19 protein-coding genes and 2 pseudogenes are annotated in these 25643 nt (G+C 73.9%); 6 read left to right on the plus strand and 15 right to left on the minus strand.

The window, feature by feature from the left end; translation table 11 throughout:
• Window positions 1-515 (plus strand): hypothetical protein (locus tag AC07D6_RS28605; RefSeq protein WP_479049136.1); only part of this gene is annotated, 515 nt, incomplete at its 5' end.
• Between the two features lie 213 nt (window positions 516-728).
• On the opposite strand, the gene AC07D6_RS28610 is transcribed toward AC07D6_RS28605, so the two are convergent.
• The 5 genes from AC07D6_RS28610 to AC07D6_RS28630 all read right to left on the minus strand — a co-directional run bounded on the left by AC07D6_RS28610 (window position 729) and on the right by AC07D6_RS28630 (window position 5325).
• A complete protein-coding gene (locus AC07D6_RS28610; RefSeq protein WP_479049138.1) occupies window positions 729-1595 on the minus strand; it encodes an NUDIX hydrolase in 867 nt (288 codons plus the stop codon).
• A 386-nt stretch (window positions 1596-1981) separates the two neighbouring features.
• The gene (locus AC07D6_RS28615; protein ID WP_479049284.1) at window positions 1982-2524 is read right to left on the minus strand and encodes a GNAT family N-acetyltransferase; all 543 of its coding nucleotides are present in this window, start codon (window positions 2522-2524) and stop codon (window positions 1982-1984) included.
• A gap of 34 nt (window positions 2525-2558) precedes the next feature.
• Window positions 2559-3287 carry a lasso peptide biosynthesis B2 protein gene (locus tag AC07D6_RS28620; RefSeq protein ID WP_479049140.1) on the minus strand — a complete coding sequence of 243 codons (729 nt, stop codon included), beginning with the start codon at window positions 3285-3287 and terminating at the stop codon, window positions 2559-2561.
• Window positions 3280-5166, minus strand: a complete 1887-nt coding sequence (locus AC07D6_RS28625) for an albusnodin/ikarugamycin family macrolactam cyclase (RefSeq protein WP_479049142.1) — start codon at window positions 5164-5166, stop codon at window positions 3280-3282. The genes AC07D6_RS28620 and AC07D6_RS28625 overlap by 8 nt, the downstream gene beginning before the upstream one ends.
• A 12-nt stretch (window positions 5167-5178) precedes the next feature.
• Complete coding sequence (locus AC07D6_RS28630) at window positions 5179-5325, minus strand: albusnodin family lasso peptide (RefSeq protein WP_479049144.1); 147 nt, start codon at window positions 5323-5325, stop codon at window positions 5179-5181.
• Between the two features lie 212 nt (window positions 5326-5537).
• Here AC07D6_RS28630 and AC07D6_RS28635 point away from each other — a divergent pair, with 212 nt between their 5' ends.
• On the plus strand, window positions 5538-6842 hold the full coding sequence (locus AC07D6_RS28635) for a helix-turn-helix domain-containing protein (protein ID WP_479049146.1): 1305 nt from the start codon (window positions 5538-5540) through the stop codon (window positions 6840-6842).
• 126 nt (window positions 6843-6968) lie between these two features.
• Here AC07D6_RS28635 and AC07D6_RS28640 read toward each other — a convergent pair whose 3' ends face one another.
• Window positions 6969-7781 (minus strand): leucine-rich repeat domain-containing protein, encoded by an 813-nt coding sequence (locus tag AC07D6_RS28640; RefSeq protein WP_479049148.1) that lies wholly within the window; start codon window positions 7779-7781, stop codon window positions 6969-6971.
• 283 nt (window positions 7782-8064) lie between these two features.
• On the opposite strand from AC07D6_RS28640, the gene AC07D6_RS28645 reads away from it, so the two are divergent.
• Window positions 8065-10158, plus strand: a complete 2094-nt coding sequence (locus tag AC07D6_RS28645) for a HEAT repeat domain-containing protein (protein WP_479049150.1) — start codon at window positions 8065-8067, stop codon at window positions 10156-10158.
• Window positions 10159-10786: 628 nt separating this feature from the next.
• Here AC07D6_RS28645 and AC07D6_RS28650 read toward each other — a convergent pair.
• The 4 genes and pseudogenes from AC07D6_RS28650 to AC07D6_RS28665 all read right to left on the minus strand — a co-directional run.
• Window positions 10787-11660 (minus strand): annotated as a pseudogene (locus tag AC07D6_RS28650) (IS5 family transposase); the annotation flags it as partial.
• 280 nt (window positions 11661-11940) lie between these two features.
• On the minus strand, window positions 11941-12945 hold the full coding sequence (locus tag AC07D6_RS28655; RefSeq protein ID WP_479049152.1) for a HEAT repeat domain-containing protein: 1005 nt from the start codon (window positions 12943-12945) through the stop codon (window positions 11941-11943).
• A gap of 6 nt (window positions 12946-12951) precedes the next feature.
• Complete coding sequence (locus AC07D6_RS28660) at window positions 12952-13620, minus strand: HEAT repeat domain-containing protein (RefSeq protein WP_479049154.1); 669 nt, start codon at window positions 13618-13620, stop codon at window positions 12952-12954.
• 140 nt (window positions 13621-13760) lie between these two features.
• Window positions 13761-13940 (minus strand): hypothetical protein, encoded by a 180-nt coding sequence (locus AC07D6_RS28665; protein ID WP_479049156.1) that lies wholly within the window; start codon window positions 13938-13940, stop codon window positions 13761-13763.
• A gap of 243 nt (window positions 13941-14183) precedes the next feature.
• Here AC07D6_RS28665 and AC07D6_RS28670 point away from each other — a divergent pair.
• Both AC07D6_RS28670 and AC07D6_RS28675 read left to right on the plus strand, forming a co-directional pair.
• Window positions 14184-14450 (plus strand): annotated as a pseudogene (locus tag AC07D6_RS28670) (beta-xylosidase family glycoside hydrolase); the annotation flags it as partial.
• A 164-nt stretch (window positions 14451-14614) separates the two neighbouring features.
• Window positions 14615-14812 (plus strand): beta-xylosidase family glycoside hydrolase, encoded by a 198-nt coding sequence (locus AC07D6_RS28675; RefSeq protein WP_479049158.1) that lies wholly within the window; start codon window positions 14615-14617, stop codon window positions 14810-14812.
• A gap of 77 nt (window positions 14813-14889) precedes the next feature.
• On the opposite strand, the gene AC07D6_RS28680 is transcribed toward AC07D6_RS28675, so the two are convergent.
• From AC07D6_RS28680 to AC07D6_RS28690, 3 genes are all read right to left on the minus strand, one after another.
• Window positions 14890-16137 (minus strand): MFS transporter, encoded by a 1248-nt coding sequence (locus AC07D6_RS28680; protein ID WP_479049160.1) that lies wholly within the window; start codon window positions 16135-16137, stop codon window positions 14890-14892.
• Window positions 16138-16358: 221 nt separating this feature from the next.
• Window positions 16359-17195 (minus strand): class II fructose-bisphosphate aldolase, encoded by an 837-nt coding sequence (locus tag AC07D6_RS28685; RefSeq protein WP_479049162.1) that lies wholly within the window; start codon window positions 17193-17195, stop codon window positions 16359-16361.
• A 144-nt stretch (window positions 17196-17339) separates the two neighbouring features.
• Window positions 17340-18290 carry an SIS domain-containing protein gene (locus AC07D6_RS28690; protein ID WP_479049164.1) on the minus strand — a complete coding sequence of 317 codons (951 nt, stop codon included), beginning with the start codon at window positions 18288-18290 and terminating at the stop codon, window positions 17340-17342.
• A gap of 356 nt (window positions 18291-18646) precedes the next feature.
• On the opposite strand from AC07D6_RS28690, the gene AC07D6_RS28695 reads away from it, so the two are divergent.
• On the plus strand, window positions 18647-19426 hold the full coding sequence (locus AC07D6_RS28695) for a DeoR/GlpR family DNA-binding transcription regulator (protein WP_315875978.1): 780 nt from the start codon (window positions 18647-18649) through the stop codon (window positions 19424-19426).
• 217 nt (window positions 19427-19643) lie between these two features.
• Here AC07D6_RS28695 and AC07D6_RS28700 read toward each other — a convergent pair whose 3' ends face one another.
• Window positions 19644-21071, minus strand: a complete 1428-nt coding sequence (locus AC07D6_RS28700; protein ID WP_479049167.1) for a Gfo/Idh/MocA family protein — start codon at window positions 21069-21071, stop codon at window positions 19644-19646.
• A gap of 496 nt (window positions 21072-21567) precedes the next feature.
• A complete protein-coding gene (locus AC07D6_RS28705) occupies window positions 21568-25398 on the minus strand; it encodes an nSTAND1 domain-containing NTPase (RefSeq protein ID WP_479049169.1) in 3831 nt (1276 codons plus the stop codon).
• Between the last annotated feature and the right edge of the window lie 245 nt (window positions 25399-25643).

Raw genomic sequence — 25643 nt, forward strand, 5'->3', positions numbered from 1 at the left:
TGGGGATGGCCGCCACGCTTCTTCTGGTGCCGGGGTGTCATCCCGAGCGGTACTCCTCGGTGCCCGGCGTAACCGGAGTGCGGGCGGCGGAGGTCGCGGGCAGCTGGTACGGGGTGAACGAGACCGAGGTCGTCCTGCGGCCGGATGGCAAGGCCGTGGTGAGCCGCCTCGACGGGCAGGAGTTCGACTTCGACTCCGGCTGGCGCATGTCGGGGACGGGCACATGGAAGTTGACCGGAGCGGACGATGGCTGGAGCGACGGCCAGCACGTGGTGCTGACCCTCACCGCCCGCAGCTCCTGGGAAGAGCGGGTAGAAGCGGACTTCCCTGTTCGCCCTGACCGCAGGAGCGACGCACCGCAGTCGTACCGCTGGGTCTTCGAGATGACGCGCAACGACGAGGGGGTCGATCTCTACTTCTTCTTCGGCGACCCCGACACCCGCAGCGAGTACTTCCTTGAGAAAAGACACTCCCCGGCAAGCGGCACACCCACTCCCAAAGCCGGTTCCCGGTAGTGGACGGAGGCGAGGAAGGCACCTGCCCGGCGTCCCGGCCGCCGCGGGCGCTGCTTTCGAAGCGCGTGGCGCCCTGTGTGCCGACGTACTCGTCGCTGTGTTCAACCAGGTACGGATAAACGGGCTCGGCTCGCTGGAAACGTCTCCATGAGTTTTGACATCTTCGTGTGCCGGTCGTGGGCAGGGAGATTCGGGGAGGGGGCGCTGCCCGGGTCAGGTGGTGTAGTAGCGGTCGAGTACTTGGGGCAGGTAGTCCGCGGTCAAGCCGAGGCGACCGGCAGCGGCCGGCGAGGACACCAAGGAAATCTCGTCGAGCTCCGGCTCGGTACTCGACCCGGTCTGTGCGGTGGACAGGTCCGTGTGCAGGCGGCGTACCAGCGCCCCGGAGATGGGTGGGCACAGGAAGTGGAAGCCGAGGCTGCCGAACCGGTTGCCCCGGGTGAGGGCCCACAGGTGCAGCTCCTCGTCGGCGACGCGCACGCCGGTCTCCTCGACCAGTTCGCGGGCGGCGTGCCGGCGCAGCACTGCCGCGTTCAGGGGCTTGCCGGCCTGGGGTGGTTCGGCTGTGCCGCCCGGCAGGGCCCACCGGCCGGGCGCCGCTGTGGTGGGAGACCCGCGTCCGACCACGAGACCATCCTCGGTGGGCACGAGAACGGTGACGAACGCGGAGCCGGGGACCTGCTCGGGCGGCCGTAGTCGGCGCAGGGCACGGTAGCGGTAGGTCATCGGGGCCCAGCGCACGACCAGGCTTCCGTCTCCGGGCCGGTCGATGCCGAGAGCGGCTACCAGCGGGCCGTCGAATGTGGCGGGGTTGCGGGCTGTCGTCTCCTCCCAGAGCCGGTCCACTTCACGCTCCTCCCGGCAGGAGAGGGCAGGCGCCGCCTGCTCGGCGAACACCAGCCCGCGGGCATCGAGGAACTCGACCGAGGGCCCGGCGGTGCCGGCAACGTCCTTTGACCCGGGCAGGTCAGCGGCGCGGTTCGCAAGGTCCGGGGCCGGGCCGTCGGATCGGGCGGGAGTGGGGAGGGGTTCGTCGGGCGGGCCCGGGAAGGCGGTGGATGAGGTGGGGGTGTCGGTCATGGTTCCTCCGTCTTCTTCGGGCTGCGGCTACCAGTGTGGGGCCGGTGAGTTCGGTGACGGGCCGGCGGGCGGCCTGGGGGAGGCGGACGTAGGCCCGGTGGACGGCGGCGAGCTGGTCGACCGCGGCCGGACCCCAACGGTGACGGCATCCAGCCGCGAAGAGCACTTCCGACATGGTGGGTGGTCGTCCACCAAAGAGGGCCAGCCCCACACTGTGGCGGCCGACGCGTCAGCCCCGATGAGCAGGCCCGCGTCCAGCCTCGCTGCCAGGCCGCGGGGAGCGAGACCGCCGTGCTGCGCCAGGCTCGTGTGGAGAAGGCCGGCCGGTCATGTTGAAGCCTGGGGAGCGGACGGCACGGCCGCTCTGACTGTCGCCTGGTGACCTGCTATGCGTGGGGAGTCATCCCGTCGAAAGGGGCGGCGATGGTCGAGGGGCTGGTGAAGTCGGCGGCCAGGGCGTCCATCATGATCTCGTCGCAGACCTGGCCGAGCCAGTATCCGGCCTGGCGGAGTGTGCCGGCGTGTTGGAAGCCGGCCTTTCCGTAGGCGCGGATCGCGCTGGTGTTCGGTGCGAGGACCTTGAGCCAGACCATCCGCAGGTTGGTGACGTGGAAGGCGTAGTCGAGGGTGAGCCGGGTCGCGGCGGTGCCCAGGCCGCGGCCGCGGGCCTCGGGGCCCAGCAGGATGACGAACTCCGCGGTGCGCACGCTGTGGTCGGGCAGCAGGGTCGAGACCCCCGCCGGTACCGGTTGGTTGCCGGTGAGGTCGTAGATGGTGAAGCGGATGTTCTCGCCGCGCAGTTGGTGGGCCATGCCCTCGGTGCGGGCCTCCAGCGATTCGGGTGCCTGGCGGCCGTAACCGACCAGGAGCCCCGGGTCCTGTTCCCAGCGCCAGTACGTCTCGACGAGGTCGGCGCGGTAGGGGCCCAGCCCGCAGGTGTCGGTGCGAAGCCAGAGGGTGGGGTCAGCAGGGCTGGTGATGGTGGCCTCCGATGGTGAGCACGGGGGTGTAGGCGCGGGTCGAGGCCGGCTCGGCGGCGTCGGCGCCGTCCATAGTCTGCACCCAGGCGTGCAGGCGGAGCGGGTCGGACGCGATGCCGTGGCACCAGTACACACCCAGGCGCCGAGAGGCCAACAGCAGGAAAGCGGCGACGGACTCCTCCAGGCAGGCCGTGCGGCCGGGGCAGTACCAGCCGGCGCGGCGGACCGCGTGCACGGCCGCGGCCGCCTGGCGGGGCGTCGCGGGGTGACGGACGCGGGCGCAGGCGGCGCTCATGAGGGTCAGGGCCCGCCGCATGCCGGCGTCGCCGCGGCGGGTGGCGGCGAAAGCGGCAGTGAGCGCGGCGGTTCCCGCGAGCATCGCCGCGGCGGGAGCGCGAGGCGGCTGACTGGTACCGGCCACGTGCTCGACCGTGCCCCAACTGGCCTGGGCGGTGGTGCCCCGGATCGCGGCCGGCCACGGCACCGGCCTTGGTGTGGGGGTCAGCAGACCCAGGGCGAGCAGGCGACGGGTGAGCACGGCATCCAGGAAGCCCGGGGTTCCGGCGCGGGACGCCGCATCCCACTGCCGCCCAGCCGGCGGCAGGAGGCAGTGGACGCGACCGGTGTGGTAGTCGATGAGGACCATGACGTGGCCGAAGTCGACGGCCCGGACATGCGGGGGACAGGTCGCGAAGACGGGCGGCTCACCCACGGCGACGACCTCCTTGCCGGTGGCAGGTCCAGGGGGACGGGGAGACATCGAGGGCGCGCAACCACGCTTCGGCGGCCAGGGCCTGCTCCAGGGCAGCGAGGGACATGGGGATGCCGGCGGCGGCCTGGACAAGGTGGGCGCGCAGCCGGGCTGGCTCGACCAAGCCGAGTGCGGCAAGACGGCCGTCGGCCAGGTCCTGGAGCGCGGGCAGGTGGGTGCGCAGCCCGGTGTAGTGGTCGGCGTTGAAGCTGCCCTTGGTGGTCCGTGCTGCGAGCCGGCCCGGCAGCACACCGGTCATGGCGCGGACCAAGAGCGGTTTGTAGGCGTGGACGGGCGGCCGGGCCCGCAGCTCGGTGCGCAGCACGGCGTCGACGACACGCGCGTCGAGGAAAGGGTTGTGCAGGTCGATGCCGCAGGCGGCGGCGAGCTGGGCGTCGGCCGCGGCACTCCGGGCGACTTCGCGGATGTCGTCCACGAGGATCCGGATCGCGATGTCCAGGCCGGGCAGAGGGTCGTCGGCGGCTACCTGGCGCAGCGCGGCGACCAGCAAGCCGGTGGCCTCGGCGGTGGCCCAGTCGGGCACGGGCAGGGCCGGGAACCAGCCGATGTCGCCCCGCCCGACGCCGATCACGGGAGCGTTGAGACTGCGGGCCAGGTCGTTCAGCGCCTGGGCGCGGCTGGTGCGGGCCAGGGTGCGGGCGTCGCGCAGCAGCGGGAGCACGGAGGTGTGACGCAGGCGGGCCCAGCCCGCGGCCTCGGCGGCAGCGCGCCGGTAGTGCCGGTGACGCAGGAGATCGGCGAGGTGGGCGGGCGGCAGGAACAAGACGCTGTCGCCGCCGTCACCGGTCAGGTGGGTGCGGCTGCCCAACCGGTCGCGCATCCAGCGCAGCTGTGCTTCCAGCCGGGCCCGGGTCACGGTGGAGGGGGCGGGTTCGTCCGTGGCCGGGACGGCGGTGATGTCGGTGTAGGGCAGGTGCTCGGCGCCCAGGGGAAGCAGGTGGTGGGTCAGGCCCGGGCGGTGGGAGGCGGCCAGGCGCGCGTAGGTCACATCGGCGCCGTCCAGCTGGCCGTCCGGGTGGACGGTGACCGCGTTCAGGGCCGTGCCGACGGGGCGGGCGGCCGCGGTGAGCAGCGCCAGGGTGGAGGAGTCCAGGCCACCGGACAGGTCGCACGACAGCTCCGAATCCGCCGCCGTCCGCACCCGCACGGCCTCCTCCAAAGCGGTGCGCAGCCGCAAGGCGGCCGGGCCCGGGAGGGGGTCTGGCCGCCACACCGCGGTGCACCGCAGATTCTGATTGCGGGCGAGGGTGATCCGGGCGCCGGGCGGAAGCTGCCGGACACCGGCGAAGAACGACCGGCCACCGACCGCCGCCGGCACATGAGGCAGGAACACCGCGACCGCGAGCCGGGTGATGTCCACCGAGGCACCGGTGAGGCAGGCCAACACGCGCGCCGAGTTCGACCATGCCCACCCGCCCCCGTACGGGGCGGCGTACAGCGGCAGCGCGCCGGCCGGATCGGTGTGCACCACCGTACGGTCGCCGAGCTGCTCCACCACCGCGTAAGCGCCGGGCCACCGCCACGCGGCATCGTCCGGAACCCGGCGGTCGGCCAGCGCCCGCAGCTCAACATCGGACGCGCCGCACCAGCCCAGCACCGTCACCACGCCCCCACCGAGCACCTCGAACTGCCGGCCCGCGGGCGCGCCGGCCTGCCACACCAGTGGGCTCCCGGCGAGGTACACGGCCCCGCCCGGACACAACCCGCCCCCGCACCGGGGCGTGAACCCTCCAAAGATCACAACAACCCTCCCTCTTCTCCGGCTCCGGTGACCGGCCGCGCGGTGCGGCACCCCGACCCAGGGAGCACCGCACCGCACGGCGTCGGTGGATCAGGCGCAGTTGTAAGCGCGGCGCTTGTCCTCGCTGCCGCCCTTGCCCTGGCCCTCAGTGAGGGCCACGAGCTCACCGAGCTCCACGATCACCGACTTGGGCTGCTCGGACTCGGAGCTGGTGACACGTTCGATCTGACCGTCCATGACGACTCCTCCATCGAGAAAGGCGGTTGGTTCCCGCCGAACGGTGCGCGGCGGGCGGTGCCGCATCAGAACACCGCCGATCTGGACCCGCTTCGAGACGGCTCCCGCCAGACGCATGCCGTTTGCGCACCACGCACACGACCTCGACGGAACGTGACCGTCCGGCTACCGTGAGCGGGCTGATGTCCGGCGGGTTCCCAAAGGGGGCGGCCATGCGCGACCAGGTACCGGACTGGAACTCCCCACGCGCCCAGAAGCTGATCACGGAAGGTGACGTAGGTGGCCTGATCCGCTGGGCCCGCCGGCAACGTGGCTGGCGCCAGGTCGACCTCGGTAAGGCGACCGGCTACTCCGCCTCGGCCGTCAGCCGACTCGAGACCGCCGAGCGACCCGCAACCGACCTGGACATGCTCAAGCTGTTCGCCGACGCCCTCGTCATCCCTCCGGAGATTCTTGCCGCGGTCCTCGGCGTAACCCGCCCCCGGAGCACTACAGTGGCCAGCACCCCACGCACAGCAGTATCTGAGGAGGACCCGATGAAACGCCGGTCCCTCCTCACCGCCGGCCTCGCCGTACCGCTCGCCGCCCTGGACCACTTCGACGAGGCCCTCGCCCTCCTGCCCCCACCCGCCGCCGCACCCACCCGGGAAAGGCTGACCCTCCAGTACCGGGCGGCACGCACTCTGTTCAACCGCGGCGCCCACACTGACCTCGTACGGGCCCTGCCCGACCTCCTGGCCACCGCTGACGCCTGTGCCACCGACGGCGACGCCGCTGACTATGCCCGCCTCGCCGCCTGCTACGACCTGGCCACCGAAACACTCTCCAAAGTCGGCCGCTATGGCGCCAGCCGGATCACCGCCGACCGGTCCACGACCTACGCCCGCCTCTCCGGCGACCCTGTGGCCGCAGCCTCCTCCGCCCGCGCCCTCAGCATCGTCCTGCGCCACGAGAACCGCGCCACCACCGCGCAACGCGTCACCCTCCATGCCGCCGCCCAAGTCGAAGCCACCGGCCTGACCACCCCCGCACAGGCCGCGACGTTCGCCCAGATGCTCTGCACTACTGCCTATGCCGCCGCCGAAGCCGGCGATCGCGACCGCGCCCTGGAAATGATTCGCGACGCCGAACGTGCCGCCGCACTCCTACCCGAGCAGCCCCACGCCCAGCCCCTCTCCGTCACCCCCGCCTCCGTCGCCCTGTACAAGGTCGGCGTCCTGTGGTCCCTCGGCGACGCCGGCGCCGCCGTCCACACCGGCCAAGCCCTGCACCCCGGCCAGTTCCCTACCGCCGAACGCCGCGGCCGCCTCCACACCGACCTCGCCCGCGCCTGGTGGCTATGGGGCAAACCAGAGCAGACCGCCCGCGCCCTCCTCGCCGCCCACCGCACCGCACCCGCCGAGGTCCGCGACCGCCCCAGCATCCGCGCCATCGTCACCGACCTCGCCCATCGCCACCCCCACGCCAGCGCTGTCCGCGAACTCCTCACCGCCACCCGCCTACGCCCCGCCCCATGACCGAGCACGCCACAGGCCGCGGCGGGCTGCCGGACCAGCAGCAGCACTTCACCTGCCCAGACTTTCAGACCTCAGGTCCTCGGCTGTGTTCGCTTCTCCGGGGCTGTGCGCGGGGAAGCCGGTCGGTCAGTCCCGGGCGGGTGGCGGTTGGTCGACTCGGCCGCCCTTGTGCGGTGAGGCGATGTGGTGAGGGGCGCCATCGGGCAGTGCGGCGAGGCATGTCGGTGAGCAGGCGTTGACCAGGAGGGGCAGCACGTCGGTGGCTACGCGCGGGGAGATCCACACCTGGTGAAGGCCGCCCTGGCTGATCGGGCGGTCGCAGACACTGCAGGCGCGGATGGCGGTAGCGCCCCAGCGTTCGGGGTCCAGGTCTGCGAGGTCCAGGTCTGAGGCGGAGTCCAGGGAGGGTCGGAGCCGCGGGAAGGGCGGCCGCAGCTTGTGGTTGCCGAACAGGGCGCGTGTGCTCACCGTGCTGCGGGCCAGCTTCCGGCACCGGGTGATCTCGTAGGGGAACCAGTGCAGCCGGTAGGAGGTGTAGGGAGTGAACTCCTCCAGGCTGGTCATGGCCCCGATCTCGGGCGGGATGCGGACCAGGTTGCTGCCGTAGAGCACAAGGTGCCTGACCGCCGTCAGCCGGGCGATGCTCGGCGGCAGAGTGACGACCTGGCGCCGCTCCTCAGGGGTGAGCTCGACCAGGGGGCGAAACTCCTCGCGCCCGTCGGCGGCGGCCTCGTCGACCAGCTCCAGCAGGCGCCGCCAGCCCGGGGCGGAGGTGTCCTGCCGCTCGGCGTGGAATCCGACCCTGGCCCGCGGACGGGGCCTGGACTGGTCGAAGCACCGGCAGACTTCCTGGCGGACCCCGCGCCGCTCCGGGGCCGGCTCCGACATGTCGCCCCAGCGGTTCACGTAATGGAGCCCCGTCCCTGCCTCGCCCGTCATAACGCCACGATACAAAGGCCACTGCCAGCCACCCCAGCGATTACGCGGACGGAGACACGCACGCAACGACACCCGCAAACACCGGCGCAGCCGGGCGCCACCGGCCCCAAGCCTCCTGCGGCCCCGGCATGCGCGGAGCAGGGCCTGTTGCCGGGACTGCGCCTCATGGCGGAGCCCCGGCAGCAGGTGGTTCGAAGGTCTGACGCTGGTGAGATCGCGCGGTGTGTGCGATGCCTGCATGGCAGGGGCATCGATGTCAGTGCCCTCTGGCACAGTGCCGTGCATGATCAACGATTTGGACGGCGTCGACTGGTCGTCGATGAGTCACGCCTACGGCCCGGCCGGCGACGTTCCGGTGTGGCTGCGGGCGATGGCCTCGGCCGACCCCGAGGTCCGGCGCAAGGCGCTCGGCGACTTCTACAGCGCGGTCCACCACCAGGGGGATGTGTACCCGTGTACGACGGCGAGTCTGCCGTTCCTGTTCGCCCTCGCCGACGACCCTGCCACCCCCGACCGCGCTGTGATCGTCGAACTGCTGCTCAGCATCGGACGTGAGGCCGTCGTCCGCGGCGACGGCCTCTACTTCGCGCCGGACGGCACCGAATCGACGGCTTACGCGGACAGCGCGGCGGTGATGCGCGCACGTGCCGACGCTTTCGCCTCCTACGCGGCAGACCCGGATCCGCTGATGCGCCGAGCGGCGATCGAAGGCCTGGGCCTCTTCCTCGACGACGCCGAGTGCGCGGTCGAAACGCTGCGCGGCCGACTGCCGGCCGAGAACGGAATCGTGGAGCGGCTGCTGATCGTCCAGACGACGGCCACCCTGGCCCTTCGGCTTCCGGCCGCACGGACCGCCGCCACAGCCTGGCTCGGTACCCTGGCCGACGACACCTCGACGGATCCCGACATCCGGCTCGCCGCTCTCGTCCACCGGGCCCGCTGCGCCCCCCAGGACATCGGCGACGACACCGTGCCCACCGCGATCGGCCTGCTGCGCCGACTTGCGCCCGCGCCGCAGCACGAGGTCGACGAGGAGGCATGCCGAGACGGTTCCGCAAAGTGCGCGTGCACCGCCCCCGAGCCGGCGACAGCCCAGGGCGTGCCGCCGCAGATAGCCGCCGCGTTCGAGGACCTCGAACGGCACAACCGCGACCACACGCCCACCACCCCCCTGCTGCGCACATTCCACGCAGTACTGGACGCCCGCACGGCCGAACGCACAGCCCTGCTCACCGAACAGCTAAGTAGCCCGGACCCGGCCACCCGCTACGACGCGATCGGCATGACCCAGGACCTGATCACCACCTGGAGAGGCGACCACACAGACCTGATCACGCTCCTGGCCCAATGCCTGCTGCCCAAAGACGCGTACACCGCCGCCGCGGCGGCCGAAAGCCTCGGATCCCTGGCGCCGGTATCCGAACCCGCCCGCGAAGCCCTCGCCACCTACATCACCGCGCACGGACCACAGGTGTGGGCGACCCCGAAACCACTGCTGCGCCGCGCGCACCAGGAGGCCGTCATGGCGCTGGCCCGCCTCGGAGACCTACGGGTCCTGCCCGACCTGCTGACGGCCCTGGACAGCGACGTCGATGCCTGGCGCGCCGTACAGGTGGCCGGTCGCCTGCTCCCGGCCGCCGGCGAGCTGGTGCCGCGGCTGGCCCGGCGCCTCGCCGGCACCGACTTCTCCAAGCAGTGGCCCGACATGAGCGCCGCAGCGCTGATCTCCGCCCTGGCAGACCTGGGCGACCCGGCGGCTGTTCCCGCCCTCACGCACGCCGCCACCACTGCGGTCCGCCATGAGCAGTGGCGCACCGCGGCCTTTGCCCTGGAGGCGCTCGCGTCCTTCGGCCCCGTGGCCGCACCCGCCCTGGACGTAGTGCGGCCGCTGGCCGACGCGCAGGACGTGGGCCTCCGGACAGCCGCCACGGCCGCCTGGTGGGCACTTGAACGCGCCCCGGAAAGTGTCGTGCCTCGACTGAACGACCTGCTCGACAGCCACCAACAGCACGAGGCAGCCGACATTCTCGGCCGGATCGGACCGCCGGCCGCACCCGTGCTGCCGCGCCTCCGCAAGATGCTGACCGACCGATACGAGTGGACCCAAGTCCACGCCGCGAGTGCGCTGTGGGACGTCGGTGGCAAGGCCGAGGCTCCCGTCGTCGTGCAGACGCTGCTGACCGCCTGGGAGAAGAACGACGCGACCTCGAACCACGCCGCGGCTTGCCTGGACCGCATGGGCCCGGCCGCAGCACCGGCCCTGTCCCGCATCCGAGCAGAACTGGCACTGACCCGCCGCAGCGGCCGCTTCAGGAGCATTGCCCACGACGAAGAACTACAGCGCACCTGCCACGCCATCCTGGCCCGCCTGCCCTGACTCCACAGCAGATGGCCACCGGCACACCGGCACCCGCACCACCCTGCACCAGCCGCTGAAGGACGCGCGCACCCAGCCGTACGACGAGACCGGAGGCCGGCCGGCAGCCTGAGCGAACCCTCGCCACTCACCTTGCCCACTCGCGGCTTACGGCAGCCGGACCCCGGCCTGCGGACCGCCGGCCGCTCCGCCCCGGCCATGGCCGCCGCCTTTCAGCAGGATGGCACGATCCGCACTGACTGACCCGGCCCCCGACCCAGACGGCCTTGCGGGATGGGTTGGCGTCCGGGAGGCTCCTGGACCTCCGCGCAAGGGGGCCGGGACCTGCGCTTGTCCCGGTAGGAGCGGCCCGCGAACCCAGGCGCCCAGGGAGGAAAGAGCGACGACCCCACCCGGGCACCGGCACTACTGGATCTGCTCGTAACCGTCGTCCACGCCCTACCCGGCATCGCGATCGTCGGTGCTGAGCAGAGGTCGTTCACCTCGTCTTCGGCAAGCTCGCGCACATCGTCCATAGCACTTAGGACGCACCGCTGCCACCTCCCCTGTCGCACACGCCCCAGGCAGTGCCTCCAAGAAAGAAGGCTGGGCGGCGTCGGGACCATAGGGTCTGTTGTGAAAGTGCTGGTCGCAGCCATTCGTTGATGGCTGCGACCAGCACTGTAGCTTCGTAGCGGACGGCGAGTTTGTCGTACCGGGTGGTGACAGCCCGGTGGCGTTTGAGTGGGTTGATCCCGCACTCGACCGTGTGCCGCTGCTTGTAGTCGTCCTTGTCGAACTTCGGGGGTCGCCCGCCGCGCGATCCGCGCTTGAGGCGGTTGCGGACTCGGTCCGCCGGGACCGGGATAGTGGCCTTGATACCGCTTCTACGCAGGTAGGAGCGATTGCCGCGCGAGTCGTACGCCTTGTCGGCCCGGACCCGCTCCGGGCGCTTGCGCGGCCTGCCCAGCCCCAGCCTCGGCACCCGGATGGCTTCCAGGACCGCTTCGAACCGCGGGCAGTCGCCCCGCTGCCCGGCCATGATCACCACCGACAAGGGCTTTTGCCCTTGCTCGACCGCGAGGTGGATTTTGCTGGTCAGCCCGCCGCGGGAGCGTCCAAGGCCGTGGCCGGCCGGCTCGACGAAGGTCCCGCCGGGCGGTTCCTTCTGCAGGTCCCCCTTTTCGCCGCTCCGGCGGCGTGCTGGTGGGCCCGGCAGACGGTGGAGTCGACGTTCACGTCCCAGGTGATCAGGCCCTTGGCGTCCGCCTCGGCTTGGAGCCGGGTGAGGATCCTTGCCTAGGTGCCGTCCCGCTGCCAGCGCCGGAACAGGTCATAGACCCGGTCCCACGGCCCATAACGCTCGGGTACGTCCCGTCAGGGACACCGGTCCGGGTCCGCCACCGTATGCCGTCTATCAGCTGCCGCCGCGTCCACACCTGCGGCCGACCCGGCTTGATACCCCGCGGTAGCAAAGGCTCCAGCCGGGCCCACTGGCCGTTCGACAGATCCCCACGCCCCACAGGGCATGATGATCAACGAACAAGATCCACTTTCGCAACAGGCCCTGGCCGACCTGACCAAGCCGCTGTACCTGATGTCGATGTACCCGTCGGGCAACGCCACCATCGAGGACTTCGAGGACGGACTTGCGGACTGGCCGGCGACCCCCGAGGCGCCGCCCGCCCCCGGCCGGCGGCGCGTCCGGGCCGTCCTCCCGCGCGTGGCCCGGGAGCCGGCACCGCCGCCGGGCCGCCGAGACGAAGCGGGTGGCCGGTGGCGCGCAACACCCCGAAGGGCCCGTCACCGCGCGTCGCGCATCCGCAGGACGTACGCCGCGGTGAGCGCGACACCACGGTCTTCGTCGTGCGACAGGTCCGCGAGGGCACGTGACGCCGTGGCCCCCGGGATGTCCGCGAGCGCCTGGGTCAGCCGCCGCCGCACGGACGGGCCGGCGGCGCCGCGGGCGAGGCGGTCGACGAGCAGGGCGGCGATCCGGTCCGCCGACGCGGGGTCGCCCGCCAGCGCGCTCAGGGCGTCGGCCGCGTCGACGTCGTTCACCTCCTCTACGACCATGTCGACGAGCGTCGGGACCGCGTCGGCCACCCCGCGCGCGCCGAGCGTCAAGGCGGCGTGCCCGCGCACCACGGCGTCGGGGTGCGCGAGGGCGTCCCGCAGCAGCGCGGCCGCCTCGTCGTCCGGCATCTCGGCGAGGCACTGGACGGCGCGTTCCCGGACCTCGGCCACGGGTGAGTCGAGGCCCTCCGCCAGCAGCGCCGACACGCCCCCGCCCGACCGCGCCAGGGCCCATCGCAGGGCCCCGGCGACGTTCGGGTCCTTCTCGCCCAACACGGCCTCGACCAGCGCTTCCACCGGCACCGGGGCCCCCTCGGCCGAGGACAGGGCCGCGCGCTGGCGCTTCCCGGGGCTCTTCGACCCCAGCGCCTTGAGGAGGGCGACGGTCCGCAGGACGTCCTCCCAGCCGGCGGGTTCCGCGGCGCCGATCCGGCGCAGTCGCGTGAGCAGCTCCGTCTCCGCCGCGATGCGTTCCCGCGTCCGGCGGACGAGGTCGTCGACGAGCTCCGAGGGCGCGAAGCCGGGGTCGTCCAGCGCGCGCCCGACGTCACGCAGCGACAGCCCCAGCGACCGCAGGCTCTCGATGTGGAAGATCCGCCGGATGTCCTCGTCGGAGTACTCGCGGTAGCCGGCCTCGGTACGGCCCGTCGGCCGCACCAGGCCGAGCGAGTCGTAGTGCCTGAGCATGCGGGCGCTGACCCCGGAGCGCCGGGCCACGTCACCGATCAGCACGGTCGGTCATCCCTCCCGGCCGGCCCCGCCGAGGAGCACGATGCGCTTCGCCTCCTCGACCGCGAACTCGAATCCGGCGTCCGGGTCGCGCAGCAGCCGTTCCGTGGCGATCGCGTGCCGGCGCACGCGGGGGTCGGGATCCGCCGCCGCGGCGCGCAGGATCGGCAGGATCACCTCGCCGAGCGCGACCAGCGCCTGGCTGAGGCTCAGCTGCGTCTCGCGCCCGCCGCGACCGAGCTGCGTCGCCAGCACTCCGGCCAGCCCGGGCTCCTCGCCCTCGGGCACCAGCGCGACCGCCGCCCGCCAGGCGCTGCGCGCCACCTCGTCATCGGCGTCGGTCAGGAGCGCCCGCGTGACCGCCGGCCACGCCCGCCGGTCCCCGATCTTGGACAGGGTGTGCAACGCCTGGCTCCGCGCCTGCGTCCGCTCCGAGCAGAGTTCGCCGACGAGCCGCGGGACCGTCGCCGCCGCCGCGTGGCGGACGAGCGCCCAGGTGAGCATCTCGCGCACTTGGAACTCGGGCTCGACCGCGCAGCGCTCGACGAGCTTGTCGACGAACCGCGGGTCGGGGGCCGTGCCGACCGCCAGCGCGGCCCGCAGCCGCACCGACGGGCGGCCGTCCTCCAGTCCTTGGAGCGCTCGCACCGTATCCGTGTCCTGTTCCGGCATGGTCATCGGGACCACCTCCTGGGCCCCAGTGAAGACCTTGTCACGGTGTCAAGGTCAAGTGGGGCGCGCCATGGGAGCATCGGCCCCGGGCCCGGCGGCCGGGGCACCCCGCCGCGGCGCGGGCCCCTCCCGGCCGCCGGCGAGCCCTACACCGGGGTGCTCCGTGAGCGGAGCATGCGGCGTGTGACGTCGGTGTGTTCGGTCAGTGTCTTGCGCACGACCGGGGGCGCCGTCCCGGCCGCTTCCAGTACCTGGTCGAGGAAGCCGCCGTCGATCGCGAACCGCGGCAGGAGCCGGCCCGTGTAGACCATGGCGGCGGTAGGCACCCACGGCCAGGACGTGCGGACGGGGCGCGGAACCGGACGGCCCAACCGCGTGCAACACCACGCCACCAGACTCATGGCAGAGGGTCAGCCGGTCAGGACCCGCGGTATCCAGCCATCCGGCCCGCCAGGCGTCGAGATCCTGCCCCGAGGCCCGGCGAGGTCCCCGCCCGGGAGGGCGGCGACCCGTACGCACAGGAGGTCGACGGGTTCGACGCGCCCGCCCTGGGACCGCACTGGTCGACCCTGCGCCGCCCCGCCGCGCCCGAGTCGTGCGACCTCACCGCGCGCCCCTCGCACCTGCGGCTGCACGGCGGCCGCTTCCCGCAGAGCCTGAGCGGGGCCAGCCTGGTCACCCGGTGGGTCACCTCCTGGCACTGCGCGCTGGAGGCCACGATGGGGTACCGGCCCCGCGGCTTCCAGCACCCGGCGGGCATCACCGCCTACTACAACTCCCGCGACTGGTACTTCCTGCACGTCACCGACGACGAAGGGCGCGCGGTGCTGCGGGTGGCGACCAGCGACCGGGGCGCGGTGAGCGTGGACGAAGCCGGGCAGGAACCGTTCGGCGACACGGCACGGCTCCGTCTGGGCCTCGACTTCGAGGGACCCCGGCTGCGCGCTTCCGGTACGACACCGGCGGCTGGCGCCCCGTCGGGCCGCCCCTCGACACGTCCGTGCTGTCCGACGAGCACGCCGAGGAGGTCGTCGACGGGCGGATACGTTCCCTGGGCTTCACCGGCGCGTTCGCCGGTCTGTGTGCCTGGGACCTGGCCGGGGGTGGCTTGCCGGCCGACTTCGACGAGGCGGTCTTCCGGGACGCGGGGGCCGGTGGCGAAGGGCCCGCCGCCCCGGGCGGCGGCGTTGACCGGTGAGGACCGGCACCGGCGGTGAGCGGCCGGGCCCGCGCCCGGGCGGCGCGGCGTCCGGCGGCCCCGCCGGGGCCGCGCGGTCAGCGGCGCCGGCGGTGGGGGGAGCCGTCCGCCGGTGACGGCCGCCGCTCCGGGACGAGGGGGGCGGACGGCACGCGGCGGACGTCGACCGCCGGGGCCAGGAAGACCGCTGCGGCGACGAGGACGAGGACGACGGTCATCGCGGCGCGCAGGCCGTAGTGGTCGCCGAGGAAGCCCAGAGCGGGCGGCCCCACGAGGAACGCGACGTAGCCGATCATCGCCACCGTGCTGACGCGGGCCGCCGAGTCGGGACCGGAGTCACCGGCCGCGGAGAGGGCGAGGGGGAAGCCGAGCGAGGCTCCCAGCCCCCACAGGAGCACCGCCACGCCGGCGAGCACGGGGGAGTCGGCGAAGACGACGACGGCGAGGCCGAGTGCCGCGGAGACCGCGCTGGCGCGGACGACGGGGGCGCGGCCGAGGCGTTCGATGAAGAACCCGCCGCCGAAGCGGCCGACCGCCATGGCGGCGGCGAAGCCCGCGTAGACGGCCGACCCCAGGGCGGGGTCCATGCCGTGGCCGTCGACCATGAGGAGCGGCAGCCAGTCGTTGGCGGCGCCCTCCGCCAGGGCCATGGTCAGGACGATGCCGCCGATCAGCAGCAGGCGCCGGTCCTTCCAGGGCGCTGCCCCGGCCGACCGCGGGCCGGCCCCGGTCCGCTCCGGCCCGCCGCGGGTCCTGCCGACGCCGGAGGGGACGGCCCTCAGGGCGTAGGCGAACATCCCGGCCGTGACGACGGCCACGGCGGCCAGGTGCCGGTGCACCGGGAAACCGACGGTGGTGCACAGGATGCCGAGCACGGCCCCCACGACGGTGCCGAGGCTGAAGAAGCCGTGCAGGGTGGGGAGTACCGCCCGGCCGGTGATCCGCTCGACCTCGGCGCCGTCGACGTTGACCGCGACCTCCCCGCCGCCCATGCCGGCGCCGAAGAGGAACAGCCCGGCCGTGACGGCGGGCGCGGAGGAGAGCAGGGTGCCGCCGCCGACCACCGCCAGGCTGAGCACCACCAGCGAGGTCCCCACACCCATGACCGGCCTGGTGCCGAACCGGGCCACCAGCGCCCCGGAACCGAGGATGCCGAGCATGGAGCCGGCGGACAGGCCGAACAGGACGAGGCCCATCTCCGCGGTCGAGGCGCCCAGTTGGTCCCTGATGTCGGGGGTCCGGGTCACCCAGGAGGAGATCGACAGGCCGGGCATCAGGAAGAAGAGGAACAGTGCCGTGCGGCGACGGCGTGTGGCCGGATCCATCACAACAGGTTCGATCCAAACTCAACGGGGACGGAGTCCCCTTCGGACGAGAATGCACAAACCTACACGCTGGTGGAGGGCCGGAGGAAGGGGAGACCGAGGCGGGGAGCCGGCGGGGCCGAACGGCCGGGACGCCGGAACCGCGTGGTGGAGGCGGCCCCCGACGTGATCACCGGGGGCACGAACGCACGTGGTCGCCGGCCGTCGCGGGCGCACGTCGGTCAGCGGCCGGCCAGCACGTCCAGCAGCCTGGCCACCTCGGCGGCCACCGCGTCGCGCGCCGGGCCCAGGTACCTGCGCGGGTCGGTCACGGCGGGGGACACCTCCAGCCGGTCGCGCACCGTGCGGGTGAAGAGCTGGTTGAGACGGGTGGAGACGTTGACCTTCGTCATCCCCGCCGCGACGGACTTCGCCAGGCCCTCGTCGTCGACGCCCGAGGAACCGTGGAGCACGAGCGGCACGTCGAGAGAGGCCCTGAGCCGCGCGACGAGGTCGAGGTCGAGTACGGCGTCGCGGGTGAGCATGGCGTGCGAACTGCCCACGGCGACGGCCAGGGCGTCCACGCCCGTCGCACGGGTGAACTCGCGGGCCTCGCCGGGGTCCGTGCGCGCGCCGGGGGCGTGGACGCCGTCCTTGCCGCCGATCTCGCCGAGCTCCGCCTCGACCCAGACGCCGGCCCGGTGGCAGTGGTCGGTGACGACGCGGGTGGCGGCGACGTTGGAGGCGTACGGCAGCTTCGAGGCGTCGAACATGACCGACGTGAAGCCGAGTTCCACCGCCTCGTGGACGAGCTGCTGCGACTCGGCGTGGTCGAGGTGGACCGCCACCGGAACGGCGGCGGCACGCGCGATGGCGAGGCCGGCCAGGCCGATCGGGGCGAGGGCGCCGTGGTAGCGGACGGTGTTCTCGCTGATCTGGAGGATGACCGGGAGCGCGGCGCGCTCGGCGCCCGTGACGATCGCCTCGGCGTGCTCGATCTGCACGACGTTGAACGCTCCGACACCGATGCGGGCGGCGCGGGCGGGTCCGACGATGTGGTCGGTGGGGGTCAGCGGCATGGGGTTCTCCACGGAGCGGTGGCGGGGGAACGGCCGGTGAGGCGGGCCGGGCGGTCGCGGCGGCGAGGGCCGCCGGCGCCGGGGCGCGGTCGCCGCGGGCCGGGGGGCCCTGCCCGTGCCGGTCGCACCCGTACGGGCGGGTGTTCAGGCGCCGGCGCCACCGAGGACGACGGAGCGGGTGAGGTTGCGGGGGCGGTCGGGGTCGTGGCCGCGGGCTTCGGCGAGGTGGACGGCGAGGCGCTGGGCCCGGATGAGGTCGGCGAGCGGGTCGAGGGCGTCGGCCCGGTCGCCGGAGGCGGCGGAGCAGAGGCCGCCGGCGCGGGCGACGTCGTCGGTGAGGCCGTGCGGCGCGGGGCCGAGGATCCAGGCGACGCGGTTGGGCCCGGTGATGCTGACGGGGCCGTGCCGGTACTCCATGGCCGGGTACGCCTCGGTCCACGCGCCGGCGGCCTCGCGCATCTTGAGGGCGGCTTCGAGGGCCAGGCCGTAGGTCCAGCCGGTGCCGAGGAAGGTGAACTGCTCGGCGCTGCGGACGGCGGGGTCCAGCGGCTCGGCGACGGCGCGCTCGGCGTCCTCGACGGCCCGTGCCAGTGGGCGCACCCCGGCGGGCAGGGCGTCCTCGGCTTCGAGGTGCGCGCGCAGCAGGGCCAGGGCGGAGGTGGCGAACCTGGTCTGGACGACGGACCCCTCGTCGGCGAAGTCCAGCACGGCGACCTCGTCCGCGGCCGTCACCACAGGGGTCTCGGGGTCGGCCGTGATCGCGACGGTGGCGACGGTGCCCCTGGTTCGGGCGAGGAGGTCGAGGACCTCGGTGGTGGTGCCGGAGCGCGTGAGGGCGATGACGCGGTCGTAGGCCCGACCGTACGGGAACTCGGACGCGGCGAAGGCGTCGGTCTCGCCGTGGCCGCCGCCCTCGCGCAGTCCGGCGTAGGCGAGGGCCATGAACCAGGACGTCCCGCAGCCCACGACCGCCACGCGCTCGCCCCGCCGGGGCAGGGCCCGGGCGAGGGGGGCGACGGACTCGGCCGCGCGCCTCCAGGTGTCCGGTTGGGAGGCGATCTCGACGGAGGTGAGGGAGGGCTCGGATGCGGTCACGCGACTCCTTGGGCTCGGTGGGGGCGGGGAGGCGAGGCGGGACGGGGCCGCGGGCGGGGCGGGGACGGGGCGCCGCACCAGGCGGTGCCCCGTCCGGCACATGCTCGATCATGCCCACTCTTGATGTCAATTGATGCTCGATAAATCGCTGATTCGAGCAGATATGAACAGTAGTAATGGCTGGACTCGTGTGCGGGACGTGCCCCGCGGCCCTGTCCGGGACGATCGGCGGTGCTCGGTGTCGGCCGCGCTACGATCAACTTCGCGCACGCTCCTTCGGCCCGCTGCGGGCCCCACGCGGCCGGCAGGCCCGAGCGCGCGGTCGGACGTCCCAGGGGCCCGGAAAGGTGCGGCACATGTCCAAGCAGGAGCGGTGGAGCAGGCTGCTCGAATTGCTGGCCGTCGAGGGCAGGTTGGACGTGGAGGAGGCGGCCGCGTCCGTGGCGGTGTCGCCCGCCACCATCCGCAGGGACCTCGACGAGCTCGCCGAGCAGCGGCTGCTCGTCCGCACCCGCGGGGGGGCGATCGCGCACGGTGTCTCGTACGAGCTGCCCCTGCGGTACAAGTCCTCCCGCAGGGCCTCCGAGAAGCAGCGGATCGCCGGAGCCGTGGCGGACCTCCTGAGCGTGGGGGACGTGGTCGGCCTCAACGGAGGCACGACGACCACCGAGGTGGCGCGGGCGCTGGCCCTGCGGACGGGTGAGGACCGGTCCGGCCCGTCGTACACCGTCGTCACCAACGCGCTGAACATCGCCGGCGAGCTGGCGGTGCGGCCGCAGTTCAAGATCGTGGTCACGGGTGGTGTGGCGCGCCCGCAGACCTACGAACTGGTGGGCCCGCTGACGGGAGGGGTGCTGAACGAGGTGGTGCTCGACGTCGCCGTCCTCGGGGTCGACGGCGTGGACCCCCGACTGGGCGTCATGACCCACCACGAGGACGAGGCGGGCATCAGCCGGCACTTCGCGGAACGCGCCCGCAGGGTGATCCTGGCGACGGACTCCTCCAAGATGGGCCGGCGCGCCTTCGCGAGGATCTGCGGCCTGGACCGGATCGACGTCGTCGTCACCGACTCCGACCTCCCCCCGGACGCGGCGGCCGGGCTCGCGGACGCGGGCATCGAAGTGATCGCAGTCTGAGGGCCCGCCGGGCGCGCCGCGCCCGGGCCCTGGGTTCCGGGGCCGTTCGGGGACCCGGACCCGGAACCCGGCCCGTGCCGTGGCGCCTGCGGCGGGGCGCCGCCGACGTCGCGCGGGGCAGGGACCGGACGAAGGTGGCGACCGCGCCGGCGAGGTGGCGTCGACGTCGCACGGGAAGGGCCGTACGGCCCGGTCCACCGGCCCCGCTGGCGGGGCGTCAGGCGGCGGGCGGCATGTCGGAGGCCCGGGAGTCGAGTCCGGTCCGCAGGTTGACCCATTCGCCGCGGGTGAAGTCCGGCACGGCCACCGGGCGTCCGCCGGCGGCGAGGGAGGCGACGCTGAGCGGTACGGGAGCGCACCAGGCCGCCGCGTCGTAGACGTCGATGTCGGGGACCGCGCCGGTGCGCATCAGCTGGACGGTGCGCCACTGCAGGACGTAGTCCATGCCGCCGTGGCCGCCGTTGTTCGCCGCGTCGTCGCCGACCTTCTTCCACAGCCAGTGGTCGAACTCCTCGCGGTACGGGGCGAAGTCGCGCCAGGCGTGGCCGGTGTGGTCCGGTTCCAGGTAGATCCGACCACCGCCGGCCGAGGCGACCCCGGCGTAGTCCTCGAAGATGCCGCGGCTTCCGGCGAGGGAGTTGATGCGGCTGTAGGGGCGGGGGGAGCTGACGTCGTGCTCCGCGCGGATGACCCTGCCCTTCGCCGTGTCGATCATGCAGGTGACGAGGTCGCCGTTGACGTAGGTCTCCTTCCACGACGGGTGCGACCGGTCGACGAAGCGGGCGCGGTAGTCGGCCAGGCCCCTGGGCTCGGTGGCGGTGGCGCGCAGGGCGGTCATGCGGTCGCCGCGGTTGACGTCCATGGCTGCGGCGATCGGTGCGAGGCCGTGCATGGGGTAGAGACTGGCAGTGCTGCGGGTGTGCCAGAGCCGGCGCCAGGCGTCGGTGTAGTACGTGTCGGAGAACAGCAGCGCGCGCAGGTCGTGGAGGTAGCCGCCGTGGCCGTTGGTGACGTCGCCGAACAGGCCCTCGTGGGCCATCCTCAGCATGGCCAGTTCGTTGCGGCCGTAGCTGCAGTTCTCCGCCAGCATCAGGTGCCTGCGGGTGCGCTCGGAGGTGTCGACGAGCTCCCACAGCTCGTCCAGCCCAGTGGCGACGGGCAGTTCGACCATGACGTGCTTGCCCGCCAGCAGCGCCGCCCTGCCCTGTGCGAAGTGGAACTCCCACGGCGTGGCGATGTAGACGAGGTCGACGTCGTCGCGCTTCAGCAGCTCCCTGAACGCGGCGGGCGAGCCCCCGGTCTCGGCGGGCCTGGGCCTGCCCTCGGAGACGAGCCGGTCGGCGGTGCGCTTGGCGCGCTCGCGCCGGACGTCGCACACGGCGGTCACGGCGCAGCCGGGCACGGCGGCCCAGCCCAGGGCCATCCCCGAACCGCGGTTGCCGAGGCCGATGACGCCGACGCGCACCGTGCGGTGCACGTCGAAGGGGGTCCTGACCATGCTCTTCTGGCCGGGCCCGCGCCGGGGTGCGACCGGAGCGGCCTCGGCGGCGGCCGGCACCGCCGCCCCGAACCCGGTCAAGGCCGCCCCGGTCGCGACGGCGCCCCCCATGAGCGAACGGCGGGAAACGGAAAAGGAGTCGGACATGGCGCTCCTCGGTGCAGAGACGGGCTCGTGTGCGGCATGACTCTGTCGGGGCGAGGCCATGGTGTCAATGGATGCTTGAAAACTGGCTGTTTCACGTGTTCTCGATCAAACAAACTGCGTGAAGCGCGCAGTTCCGGATCCCGGTGGCCGTCGGCGCGCTGACCGGTGAGGAGGGGCGGGCCGCCCCCGTCGGGCAGCGGGCGCGGGTCCGGGGCGGCGCTTTGCGGGCCGCGAGGGTCCGCGCGCCGGGAGCTGCACGGCTTCGTCCGGGGCCCCGGCGGCCCGCTCGGCCGGGAGGGGCCGGCGGGCCACGGCGGGCGGGCCCCGTCCCGCAGGCGTCCCTCCGCGCGGGACGGCGGGGCGCCCCGGCCCCCCGTCTCCGGCTGCCCGTCCCCGGCCGCCCGCCCCCGGCCGTCCGGGGCGGGCCGCCGGCCGAGCGAGGGGCCGGCAGGCCGCGGCCCGCCGGCCGCCTCGCCCGGTCGGCAGCACCTTCCGGTCAGCAGACCTTCCGGTACGGGACGCCCGGCAGGTACGTCTCCCAGTCGTCCGGCGAGAGCCCGCCGCCCGCGCGCCCGCACACGGACGCCGTCAGGCTCTCGGGGGCCACCGGATGGGACCGGATGCCGCTGTGCTCGCCCGCGCTGTGCACGGTGCGGCCGTCGGGGGAGAAGGCCACCGCGACGATGCCGTCGCCCGGCGTCGGCAGCGGCGACCCCAGCGGCTGGCCCGACGCCACGTCCCAGAGCTGGAGCGTGCCGCCGTCGCCCGCGACGGCCAGGGTCGTCCCGTCGGGTGAGAAGGCCAGCGCCTTGACGGCCTCGACCGTGCCCCGGCGGGCGGCGTTCTGGGCGCCGAGGAGGGCCCCGCGCCGCCGTGTGACGTCGCCGTCCCAGAGGGTCACCCCTCCCGCGCCGTCGCCGACCGCCAGGTGGGCGCCGTCCGGGCTGAAGGCGAGCACGCCGGTGGCGTCCATGTGGAGGCCGCGCGAGGTGACCCGGCCCGTGGGCAGGGCGAAGGTGTGCCGGGGGGTGGCGACCAGCCGGCCGTCGGGGCGCACCAGGGGCGTGCTGGGGCGCGGGGAGAAGTCGAGCACCGTGAAGTGGGACCGGGACTGGTCGGCGGGCCGCGTCCGCTGCCTGCGGGACAGGTCCCAGATGTCGACGGTGTCCATGCCGTAGCGGGTGACGAGCAGGGACCGTCCGTCCGGGGTGAAGGCGAGCCCGGTCATGGGCAGCCGCGCCGAGTAGGGCGGGTGGGGGTCCGCCAGGGGGCGGACGGGCGCGTCGGCCCGCACGTCCCACAGGACCAACTGCCGGTAGTCCTTCCGCTCGTCGTCCCCGAACAGGCTCGTCCTGCCGTGGACCAGGGTCCGGCCGTCGGGGCTGAGCGCGAGCAGGGTGTAGCACTCGTCGTCGCCCAGGGGAGGGCTGCCCTCCGAGCAGGGGACGGCGGGGGTGCGGGCCAGCCGGCGTCCGTTCGGGACGCGGTACGCCTCGAAGTACGACGTGCCGCCCCGGCGGCGGTCGACCGCGAGGGTCAGGCCGTCCCGGCTGAACGCGCCCTTGGAGGCGGGCTCCGGGTTCCAGTCCGCGGCCATCGCGGGGCCGTAGGACACCGTCCGCACGACGGTGTCCGAGCGGTGGCGCTCGGTCACGTAACGGATCACCCCGGCCGCCGTGTCGATCCTGAGCTGGGTGGCGGCCTCGTTGGCCAGCGGGAAGCGGAAGACCGGCTCCCCGGGCGAGGCCAGGCGCCACAGCAGGACCTCGCGGTTGTCCGCCGCCACGGCGAACCGCCCGTCGGGGCTCGCCGTCGCGTCGGTCAGGCCCGGGTGGCGGACCGGGGTGCGCTCCCGCCCGGCGACCGGGTCCCACAGGCGCAGCCCGTCGGGGGACCGCGCCATCAGGGTCCCGCCGCCCCCGGTGAACGCGAAGGACTCCGCGGCGCACGCGCCGGACCACGTCGCGGGCAGCCTGCGGCGCTGGGCGACGTCCCAGACCTCCAGGGCGGTGGCCTCCTTCCCCGCGCTCCCGCCGGCCCCCCGCGCGCACAGGGCCAGCAGGCGGCCGTCGGGGCTCACGGCCCACCTCGGGTCGAGCCCCGTGGGCCGCTCGATCAGGAGCCGGCCGCCCCGCGCGTCCCGCAGCCCGAGGCGGCCCCGGCCGTTCCCGCCGAGCCACGTCTCCACGACGGTGCGGCCGTCGGGCGCGTAGCCGTCGACTGAACCGTTCGTCCGCCGGGGGTCGTCGACCGGTTCGCCCGACGCCAGGTCCCATCGCTGGACGTCGGGGCCCTCGCCCTGCGTCCGGGACAGCAGCGCCGTCCGCCCGTCGGGGCTGATCCCGGTCACCCGCCTGTCGTAGGAGGTCGGGACCGGCGGTCCGACCGCCCTGCGCGTGGTGACGTCCCACGCCCGCACCCCGGACTCGCCGGTGGTGACGACGGTGCGGCCGTCCGCGCTGAGGCGGACCGGTACCGCGTCGGAGGTCATCGTCGGGTTGTCCCCGTCCGGGACGTCGTACGTGTCCGCCTCCGGCTGTGCGAACGCCCCGAGCAGCGCCGAGCGGGTCTCCGTCGTCTGTTTGAGCGTCCACGCGGCCAGGCTCAGGCGCATCGCCAGGACCGGGTCGGAGGCGCGCACGCCCTGGGCCAGCGAGGCCACGCGGCGGGCGGCGGCCTCCTCGCGCTGCTGGCGGCTCTCCTCGCGCTGCTGCCGGCTGTCGCGGCCCTGCTGCCAGGCCGCCGCTCCGGCCACCGTGACGAGGACGACGAGCAGCGCCACCGCGGAGGTCACCGTGCGGCGGGTCCACCGCGCCCGGGTGCGGGCCGCGGTGCTGGCCCGCAGGAACTCCCGCTCCGCCCGGGCCAGCTCCCGCTGGTCCCGGGCGGAGGCGAAGGCGAGTTCGGCCTCGGCCAGCTCACCGCCGCGCAGCAGCGCCCCGCCGTCGCGCTGCCGGGCCAGCCAGTTGTGGGTCGCCTGGGTCAGGCGCCGGTGGCGGCGCAGTCGCTCGCGACCCTCGTCGATCCAGTCGCGCAGCCGCGGCCACGCGGTGATCAGCGCCTCGTGGGCCAGGTCCACGGTGTCCTGGTCCAGCGTGACGAGCCGGGCACGGGCCAGCCGGTCGAGGACCGCGTGCGCGTCCGACTCCGCCCCGGCGGGGACGACCTCGGAGCGGCTGACGGGGCGGCGGGTGTCCGGGGCACCCTCGCCCGGGGTGATCAGGCTCAGCAGGATGCGGCGGGCCGCCTCGGCCTGGGCGGGGGTGAGGTCCGCGTACAGGTCCTCGGCCGTCTGCGCGAGGGCGCCGTGCAGCCCGCTCGCGGCGCGGTACCCCTCCAGGGTCAGGGTGCGGCCGCGGCGGCGGCGCCAGGTCTCCAGCAGGGCGTGGGAGAGCAGGGGGAGGCTGCCGGGCTCGTCGGCGACCTCCTCCACCAGACGCGCGGTCAGGGCCCGTTCGACGATGAGCCCGCAGGCGGCCGCCGGCTTCACGATCGCCCCGCGCAGCTCCGCGGCGGTCAACGGGCCCACGGGCAGCGCGGCCTCCCGGAAGGCGGCGGCCAGCCCGGGATGGGCGAGGCACCGGGGATGGAAGTCGGCGCGCACGCCGAGCACCACCCGCAGCCGGCTGTCGGCCCGGCGGGCGGCCAGCAGGGCGGTGAGGAACGCGTCCCGCTCCCGCGGGTCGGCGCAGAGCGTGAACACCTCCTCGAACTGGTCCACGACCAGCCAGGTCTCGCCCTCCCCGCCGGCCGGGACGAGCAGCCTGCCGTGGGTCCGCATCGGGTGCTCGCCCGGCGTGAGGACCCGCAGGGCGGCCGCCCGGGGCAGCGGGGCCCGAGACCGGCGCAGCCGGGGGATGAGACCGGCGCGCAGGAGGGACGACTTGCCGCTGCCGGACGGTCCGAAGACCACGGAGAAGCGGTGCGCGGCGACCAGGTCCGTCAGCTCGTCGGTGAGCTGCCCCCGCCCGAAGAAGACCGCCTCGTCCTCGGGTTCGAAGCGGGCGAGGCCGCGGTAGGGCGGGTCGCTCCCGTCGTCCGTGCCGGAGGCGAGTTCGGCGAGGTGCTCCGCCTCGGCGGCGCGCCAGCGGCGCTCCCACTCCTCGGGGTCCCCGCCGCAGGCAACCGCGTACGCCAGGGCGACGGGCAGCGTCGGCAGCCTCTTCCCGGCGGCGGCCTGGGAGAGCGCCGTCACCGAGTACCCGGCGCGCCGGGCCATCTCCCGGTACGACAGCCCCCCGGCCTCCCGGCGCAGCTCGCGCAACTCGTGGGCGAAGCGCGGCACCTGCCCCGCCGTCGGATCGAGCTCCTTCTCCGGTCGTCCCACACCGCCCCCGTTCAACTGATCAAGGCCCTTCGCACAGGAGGAACGTATCTCCCCCCATCGGCGCGAACCCCACCGGCCACGTGCGAAAACAGTTGTTCAGCAGCACGGAACGGGGCTGCTGAACAACCCACGGGCCGGTGAACTGCTCTGGCGAACAACGCAGCGACGCGGAAGACGCGTCGAGCCCACCACCCTCCGGCCCGGGCCCCACGGGAGCGGCACCCACGCCCCGCGGGGCCCGGAAG

The organism is Streptomyces sp. NPDC045287, assembly GCF_056432325.1.

Bases quoted from the DNA above. Each gene is read 5' to 3' on its own strand.
- AC07D6_RS28630 (WP_479049144.1), bottom strand. From the start codon at position 5,325: ATGGACGGTCAGATCGAACGTGTCACCAGCTCCGAGTCCGAGCAGCCC.
- AC07D6_RS28700 (WP_479049167.1), bottom strand. From the start codon at position 21,071: ATGTCCGACTCCTTTTCCGTTTCCCGCCGTTCGCTCATGGGGGGCGCC.
- AC07D6_RS28680 (WP_479049160.1), bottom strand. From the start codon at position 16,137: ATGGATCCGGCCACACGCCGTCGCCGCACGGCACTGTTCCTCTTCTTC.
- AC07D6_RS28685 (WP_479049162.1), bottom strand. From the start codon at position 17,195: ATGCCGCTGACCCCCACCGACCACATCGTCGGACCCGCCCGCGCCGCC.
- AC07D6_RS28695 (WP_315875978.1), top strand. From the start codon at position 18,647: ATGTCCAAGCAGGAGCGGTGGAGCAGGCTGCTCGAATTGCTGGCCGTC.
- AC07D6_RS28660 (WP_479049154.1), bottom strand. From the start codon at position 13,620: ATGACCATGCCGGAACAGGACACGGATACGGTGCGAGCGCTCCAAGGA.
- AC07D6_RS28610 (WP_479049138.1), bottom strand. From the start codon at position 1,595: ATGACCGACACCCCCACCTCATCCACCGCCTTCCCGGGCCCGCCCGAC.
- AC07D6_RS28640 (WP_479049148.1), bottom strand. From the start codon at position 7,781: ATGACGGGCGAGGCAGGGACGGGGCTCCATTACGTGAACCGCTGGGGC.
- AC07D6_RS28645 (WP_479049150.1), top strand. From the start codon at position 8,065: ATGATCAACGATTTGGACGGCGTCGACTGGTCGTCGATGAGTCACGCC.
- AC07D6_RS28635 (WP_479049146.1), top strand. From the start codon at position 5,538: ATGCGCGACCAGGTACCGGACTGGAACTCCCCACGCGCCCAGAAGCTG.